The 7571-nt window shown below is 52.6% G+C and carries 7 protein-coding genes; 5 read left to right on the top strand and 2 right to left on the bottom strand.

The window, feature by feature from the left end:
• The first annotated feature begins 268 nt into the window (after positions 1–268).
• From JRF57_15585 to JRF57_15565, 5 genes are all read left to right on the top strand, one after another.
• Positions 269–547, top strand: a complete 279-nt coding sequence (locus JRF57_15585) for a hypothetical protein (protein MBW2305122.1) — start codon at positions 269–271, stop codon at positions 545–547.
• Complete coding sequence (locus tag JRF57_15580) at positions 544–2871, top strand: CZB domain-containing protein (GenBank protein ID MBW2305121.1); 2328 nt, start codon at positions 544–546, stop codon at positions 2869–2871. The genes JRF57_15585 and JRF57_15580 overlap by 4 nt, the downstream gene beginning before the upstream one ends.
• A 1026-nt stretch (positions 2872–3897) precedes the next feature.
• Positions 3898–4905, top strand: coding sequence for a TRAP transporter substrate-binding protein (locus JRF57_15575; GenBank protein MBW2305120.1), 1008 nt, complete (start codon positions 3898–3900; stop codon positions 4903–4905).
• Positions 4906–4984: 79 nt separating this feature from the next.
• Positions 4985–5470: a TRAP transporter small permease gene (locus JRF57_15570; protein ID MBW2305119.1), complete on the top strand. Its 486-nt coding sequence runs from the start codon at positions 4985–4987 to the stop codon at positions 5468–5470.
• A complete protein-coding gene (locus JRF57_15565) occupies positions 5467–6768 on the top strand; it encodes a TRAP transporter large permease (protein ID MBW2305118.1) in 1302 nt (433 codons plus the stop codon). The genes JRF57_15570 and JRF57_15565 overlap by 4 nt, the downstream gene beginning before the upstream one ends.
• 141 nt (positions 6769–6909) lie before the next feature.
• On the opposite strand, the gene JRF57_15560 is transcribed toward JRF57_15565, so the two are convergent.
• Positions 6910–7122 (bottom strand): ferredoxin family protein, encoded by a 213-nt coding sequence (locus JRF57_15560; protein MBW2305117.1) that lies wholly within the window; start codon positions 7120–7122, stop codon positions 6910–6912.
• A gap of 91 nt (positions 7123–7213) precedes the next feature.
• Entirely contained in the window at positions 7214–7543 is a 330-nt protein-coding gene (locus tag JRF57_15555) for a hypothetical protein (GenBank protein MBW2305116.1), read from the bottom strand.
• Positions 7544–7571: the final 28 nt, after the last annotated feature.

Below are 7571 nucleotides of genomic sequence, written 5' to 3'. Positions count from 1 at the left end.
GCGGGAAAAGTTATCCTGGTGTCAAATTAATGTCGGTCATACTTTTCCGCGGGGTTCAACATGAGGCAGCTGACACAGAATGAATGGGTGAAATGACCCATAATTGTACCGGCTTTGATGAACCCTGAAGATGCAGGCAGCTCGACAGGCCAAACTGTCAGGCCCAACGTTAGATCCATCCGGGTTGAAATAAGGCAAATGGAATGATTATTGCAGCTATTTTTGTGTGATTTTTGCATATTCCTTTTGAGAGGAAAAGCGGCATTGAATGGACCTTAATCGGAGTGACTACCATGGCCGGAACCGGGCCTCATCTTTTTCCTCGGTTTCCAGGAATAGATGCACAAGAGATCCGAAAAAACAGGGCTTGCTCGGTTCGATTGATCAAGGGCCGGAGGTGGAGATCTCTGCTCTTGGTTTCGGGCAACACGTCAAGTACTGTGTGCGGGACCGAATGGATAAAGGTGATTTCTGGGAGATGTCAGGGGAAGCCTTTCCCTCGGCAGCGATCGGCTACAATCTAATGGAAGGGAGAGAAGGGAAATGAGATTTCAGGATCTCACCTTGGGGAAAAAAATAGCGTGTGGGTTCGGTATCATCCTGATCCTTTTGGCGGGAATGGTTGTTTTGAGCTTTACCGGCATCGACGGGATCGTAGGAAATGCCAGCCAAGCCATTGACGGGAACAGACTTGACGGACTCATTTCCCAGATGATGGTGGATCAGCTTAACTGGGCCAACGGCATCAACACCCTGCTGACCGACAAAGAAACCACCAGACTTCCGGTTGAGATAGATGAGCGCAAGTGCTCTTTTGGAAAGTGGTTTTACGGAGAAGGGAGGAAGGAAGCCGAAAGACTGGTTCCGACCCTGAAACCCTATCTCCAGAAGATCGAAGGGGTCCATAAAAAACTTCACGAATCGGCCCGAGCCATAGTCACTCACTTCAAGCAGGTTGATGAGGGCCTTCCGGACTTGCTGGCCGGTGGGGAACTGGATCTCTTTAAATGGGTGTTCTCAATTGACGAATTTTTCATCAAGAACAAGACCGAGCTATCCGTGGAAATCGATCCTCGGTCCACTCCCCTGGGGAAATGGATCTATGGTGAGGGGGCCAGGAAAGTGATTGAAGGAAATGAAAAAATGGCCGCCCTGATAAAAGAGCTCAAGTCTTCCCAGGAAAAGCTTTACCGGAGTGCAGCGGAGATCAAGGAATCCTACAAGAAGATTCATCCAGGTCTTCTCCTCATTCTCAAAGACTGCCTTGAGGATGTTCGGGGGTGGACCATAAAGGTGTCTGAGAGCATCCTCCAGGGAAAGAACAACCTGGGGGTGGAAACCGATCCTTCGACAAGCGCTATTTGGAAATTCATGGATTCCAAAGAAGCGGCCGAATATACCAAGGACTTCCCCCTGTTGAAAAAGACCCTTTCCCGATGCAAGATTCCGCTTCAGAATCTTTACGATTCCGCGGTTGAAATCGACGCCGCATTGAAAGAAGGGGACAAGGTTAAAGCAGAACAACTATATACTTCTCGTATGCTTCCATACCTGAAAGAGTTGTCAAAACATTTCACGGCGGCGATCAGCTATGAAATGCTGTCGGTGATGAGAAACGATGAAGCCAGGAAGATCTTCAAGACGAAAACCCTGCCTGCCCTGCATGACACGGTCGCGGCCCTCAGGAAGGTGAGGGCGGAGGCCGAGGATATGCTCAAGGGAATGCGGGAAGCTGATCGTATTTATGCTCAGGAGACCCTGCCGGCCCTTCGCGCCAGTCAGTCCCTGTTGTCCGCTATGCGCGGCGAGGTGAAGAAGCACACTATGACGGATGACGCCATGCTGGCCTCCGCCCAGACGGTCAAACGGTATATCAGTATGATGGGTATAGCTGTAATTATCGTCGGCATCCTGGCGGCCATCTTTATGACCAGGGGAATAATCAGGATTTTCCGAGGGATTTCCAGGAAAATCGACCAGGGGGCCCTGAGAGTCGCATCGGCCTCGAACCAGATCCTCTCAGCCAGCCATTCCCTGGCGGAAGGCACCGGTGAGCAGGCTTCTTCCTTGGAGGAAACTTCTTCAGCTTTGGAGGAGATGTCTTCCATGACAAGGCAGAACGCTGATCATGCGAGCCAGGCCAACGGCTTGATGAAAGATGTGAATCGGATTGTGGAAAAGGCCAATGGATCGATGAAGGAACTGACCACGGCTATTGAGGACATATCCGGTGCAAGCATGGAGACTCAAAAAATCGTGAAAGCGATAGATGAGATCGCTTTTCAGACCAATCTCCTGGCGTTGAACGCCGCGGTAGAGGCTGCAAGGGCCGGGGAGGCCGGCGCAGGTTTTGCCGTTGTCGCCGATGAGGTCCGCAATCTGGCTATGAGGGCAGGAGAGGCGGCCAAGAATACGGCGGTCCTCATTGACGGCACCGTAAATAAAGTCAAGAACAGCGCGGAGATCGTGGGCAAGACCAATGAGGCATTCGAAGAGGTGACCGCGAGCTCCATGAAGGTTGGAGATCTGGTCCAGGAAATCGCCGCGGCCTCAAGTGAGCAGGCCCGCGGGATCGAACAGATAAATAAGGCCATCCTCGAAATGGACCGGTTGACCCAGGAAAACGCCGCCAGTGCGGAAGAATGCGCCTCGGCAAGCCGCGTGTTGAATAATGAGGCGGAGGGTATGAAAGGGACGGTGGATGAATTGCTGGGCATCATCGGCCTTGACAGAAAGGATACAGATGGAAGGGAAGCCTTGGAAACGGGGATAACGGAGACCGATTTTCCCGTCCAAACAGGTGATTCCGATTCCGATTTGCTGGAAGCCCCAGACCACCCTGAAGAGACTCAATACCCGATAAAGCAGTGACCGGCGGTTTCAGAAAAACATATCTTCAGCCCGCAATAGCCAATCTTCTATCTTCACAGTATTCAGCGACTTTTTGGGTTTGATCTTAACTTTTATCCCCCCTTTTGCTGGGCCCCAGGAGACAGGGTAGGGCTTAGCCCCCCTTTCCCTGGGGGATCAGCCCTATCTAGTGTCCATCCATAAAATGGCCAATTTCCGCAATCTCTGCGTCAGGCTCAGATTTTAACCCAAATTATGCACCAACAATGAAATTGATTTTTATTGCAATATGTTGAAGCATTCTGACAGCATCTAATGGGTGAAGGGGAAAGGGATGTTCCCTCCGCTACGTTCCCGCCAAACAGCCGGCGGGCAGGCGCTACGCCGTCCATGGCTCCGCTCACTGCCGATTTTGGCTCCTCCGCTCTCCCTGCCTGCGGCAGGCAGGCTGCTCCAGAGCCAAAATAGGCCGCTTCAGGGAAAATCCCTTTCCCCTTCCTTGGGCAAGCGTTCACGCATAATTTGGGTTTAATCCTCGAAATACTTCAATGTATGGCTTGTCCCGCTTGGTATCCCAAGCGGGGCGGTTAAAATTTTCGCCTTCCTTGACCTTGCACAAATTTTCTCATTTATGGATGGACACTATCTACACAAAATACCGAGAACTCGAAAATCAGGTGAAAGAGAAAGGCGGTTGCACTTTCCTACTATCGGATCCATAATAATAGTAAACACATGTGGTCCTAATTTGTCTGATTGATTTATTATCGTACTCTTTCTGCCGGCAGGGTGATTTCCAGGGCAAGAAATGTGCTGCGGTTTTGCATGATCCTGGTCGTCATTCGGCCGAAACTTTCCGTATCATAATTTCAGCTTGACATTCGTAATTTTTCAGTGTAGCCATATTATAGCTAAACCATGGGCAGTGATGCCCCTTTTTGTCAATAAAAGGGACACCATGGAAAGGAGGTGGAAGGTCAGGAGTTCAAAGGGAATCGAGGCAAGCGAGGTTCAGGAACCATTCAAAGCAAGGAGGATGTTCGAATGATGAGAAAGGCCTTTTTGTTCTTACTCGTTGGATTGGTAGCCGTCTCTTTTTTCACTATGGGCGCGACCAAGGCAAATGCCGCCACTATCAAGCTCACCTTTAGCATCTTCTTTCCCCCTTCACATTCACAAGCCAAAGCAGCGATTGATTTTGCAAAAGAAGTTGAAAAACGAACCAATGGAAAAGTACAAATCACTACTTTCCCCGGGGGGACTCTGACCAAGGCCCCGCAGGTCTATGACGGCGTGGTAAAGGGGATCTCCGACCTGGGAAATTCATGCTTTGCCTATACCAGGGGACGCTTTCCCGTTATGGCGGCGGTTGATCTGCCCATGGGCTACCCTTCCGGAAAGGTGGCCACAAGGGTGGCTAATGCCTTTGCCAAGACGGTCAATCCCAAGGAATTGCAAGACGTGAAGATCCTTTACGTCCATGCCCACGGCCCCGGCATACTCCACACCAAGAAGCCGGTTCGTAAACTCGAGGATCTCAAGGGCATGAAGATCCGTGCCACCGGTCTGAGCGCAAAGGTGGTAAAGGCCCTGGGAGGGGTTCCGGTGGCCATGCCGCAGGGTCAAACCTATGAGGCCTTGCAGAAGGGTGTCGTAGAGGGTACCTTCAGCCCCATCGAGGTGCTCAAGGGCTGGAAGCAGGGCGAAGTCGTGAAATATACTACAATGTGTTACAGCGTTGGTTATACCACTGCCATGTTCGTGGTCATGAACCTCAAAAAATGGAACGCCCTGCCCGATGACGTGAAGAAGGTCATGGATGAGGTGGCCGATGAGTGGGTGGATGTCCACGGAGCCGCTTGGGACGCTTCGGATGCCGCAGGGCTCGAATTCGCCAAGAGCCTTGGAAACGAACTCATTAAACTCTCCGATGCCGAAAGCGCGCGGTGGCGGCAAGCCGTTGAACCGGTGATCAATGACTATAGCGCCAATACGCCGAACGGTTCCAAGTACGTGCAGACCGTGAGAGACCTCATCAAAAAATACAGCAAGTAGTAGTTGACTTTTTTACTGCGAGATACCCCGGGAAGCGCCTTGTCTTTGCAGGGTGGTTCCCGGGGGGGATTTTTATGCTATGGAAGGGTTTGAACGGTTCAGCGATCGATTCGCACGGGTGCTCTATTGGATTGCCGGCATTGCCATAATCTTGATGATGTTACTCACCTGTGCGGATGTCATCTTGAGGCTTTTTCGGAGACCGATTCCAGGGACCTACGAATTGGTCTGTTTCTTCGGCGCCGTGGCGGTCGGCTTTGCCATGGCCCATACTTCAAACGAGCGAGGGCATGTATCGGTAAGTCTTATAGTCCGGCTCCTTCCTAACAGATTGCAGGCCGGGATCGAGACCCTTACCAATCTGCTGAGTCTCATCCTCTTCGCCCTCATATCCTGGAGATCCGTGCTCTATGCATCGAGCCTGCGGGCGAGCGGTGAGGTTTCCCTCACCCTGAAACTGCCGTTTTATCCATTTGTTTACGGCATCGGCATCGCGGCGGGGGCAGTTTGCCTGGTCTTATTTGTGGATCTGGTCAAAAGCAGTACGAGGTTGTTTTTCAAATGAGTCTGACAGCGATTGGCATCATAGGTATTTGTATTCTGGTCGTCCTCTTGTTTTCCAACATGCCCGTGGGTTTCGTCATGGGTGCCGTGGGTCTCGCGGGGTTCAGTTACGTGGTGACGGTGGATGCAGGTCTGTCCCTTCTTGCCAGGGACGTATGGGACGTATTTTCATCCTATGGCTTGACCGTGATTCCCCTGTTTGTCTTTATGGGCCAGATCGCCTTTCATTCCGGAATCAGCCGGAGGCTTTATGACTCAGCCTACGTGCTGGTAGGCCATCGAAAGGGTGGGCTGGCCATGGCCACAGTCGCCGCCTGTGCAGGCTTTTCCGCCATATCGGGTTCAACCAATGCCACGGCTGCCACCATGGCCACGGTGACCCTCCCGGAAATGAAACGTTACGGGTATGACATGAGCCTTGCAACAGGCACGGTGGCGGCCGCCGGGAGCCTGGGAATCCTGATTCCACCCAGCGTTATCTTCATCGTCTACGGGATTCTAACAGAGCAATCCATCGGAAAGCTTTTCGCCGCAGGTATTCTGCCCGGTATCCTCCTGGCCGGCCTTTTCCTCCTGGTCATCTATCTCAGGGTCTTAAAGAATCCCTCACTGGCACCGGCCGGTCCCCGGACCAGTCTGGGCGAGAAACTTCGCTCCTTTGCCGGAGTCCTGGAAACCCTCCTTATTTTCGCCCTGGTGATGGGAGGAATGTTTTTCGGCATTTTCACTCCCACGGAGGCTGCGGCGGCCGGGGCATTCCTGACCCTGGTCATTGCCCTTTTGAGGAAACAGCTTACATGGAAGGGTTTTGTTCGTTCCCTGGCCGATACCACCCGGATCAGTTGCATGGTCATGGTGATCGTAACCGGGGCGACGATCTTCGGGCATTTTATGGCCATCACGAGGATCCCCTTTGACCTGGCGGGCTGGGTCACCACCCTGCCCTTATCCAGGCACGCCATTATGGTGGTGATCATAGTGATCTACCTTTTCGGTGGATGTTTCATGGACGCTCTGGCCATGATCATGCTCACCATCCCCATCTTTTTTCCCGTGGCCCAGGCCCTGGGGTTCGATCCCATCTGGTTCGGAGTCGTGATCGTCCTGATCACCGAAATGGGGGTGATTACTCCTCCGGTAGGGGTGAACGTCTATGTTGTTTACGGAGTGGCAAAGGACGTGCCGTTGGAGGCCATCTTCAGAGGGGTCTTGCCAATGCTGATGGCTTTGCTCCTTTGCAATCTCATTATCCTCTTCTTCCCTCAAGTGGCCCTGTTCCTGCCGGGGCTCATGCGGTAATACCTGCAATGAAATAGCTGGAGATCCGCCTATTGGAAAGGGAAAGGCGGCGGATCTCATCGGGGAGATCCTGGAGAAACGCGATAAGTTCGGATCCCCTTGGGCCGACTTCTCAAGTGGGCGGAGGGGACTCCTTCCCAGTCAAATGCTGAGCATGTCGGGAGGGAAAAGGATGGTTATGGCCTCGGCGGGACAGTCCTGCCGGCATGAGCCGCAGTGCCAGCATTCATCGGGGTACTTCAAATAAGGGGTCTCCCCTTCGTCGTCGGTTTTCATGTAAATGGCATCGGCGGGGCAAAGCGCATCGCAGGTCCCGCAACCGGTACATTTTTCATAATCGAATGCAGGGGGCATGAGGTTCCTCCATTTCAAGCTCGATTTTTTCTCCCGGGCGGTTCCGCGCCGGGAGCCCGGGTTCTCCCACGTGATCTTACCGGCATAAGGGTCAGGTCTTCTGGTAGACGATGGGCTCAAAATTGCAAGAGATATCGTTCCCTTTCTTTTCCAGTATCACCAAGCCGCACCACCTCTTATCGTCCGTTTCCGGAAAATCCAGCCGGTGGTGGTAAGGTTTGTTCCTGCTTTCACACCGGAAAAGGGCGGCTTTACCCATCATCTTTCCTACCTGGAGCAGAGAACGGGTTTCGTGGGTCCTCATCAGTTCATGGAGGTCCCTGGCCTTCATCTCATCCAGGAAGGTCTCCAACCTCTCCAACTTCCGGATTCCCGTCTTGATCCCTTCCGCCGTCCGCATCACTCCAACGTGTTCGGCCATGATCTTGCGGATCGCATCCTCGATTTGA

The organism is Deltaproteobacteria bacterium, from assembly GCA_019310525.1.
GTDB lineage: Bacteria > Desulfobacterota > DSM-4660 > Desulfatiglandales > HGW-15 > JAFDEE01.
The sequence above is the reverse complement of the archived record's forward strand: the minus strand, read 5'-3'. Positions and strand labels throughout refer to the sequence as shown.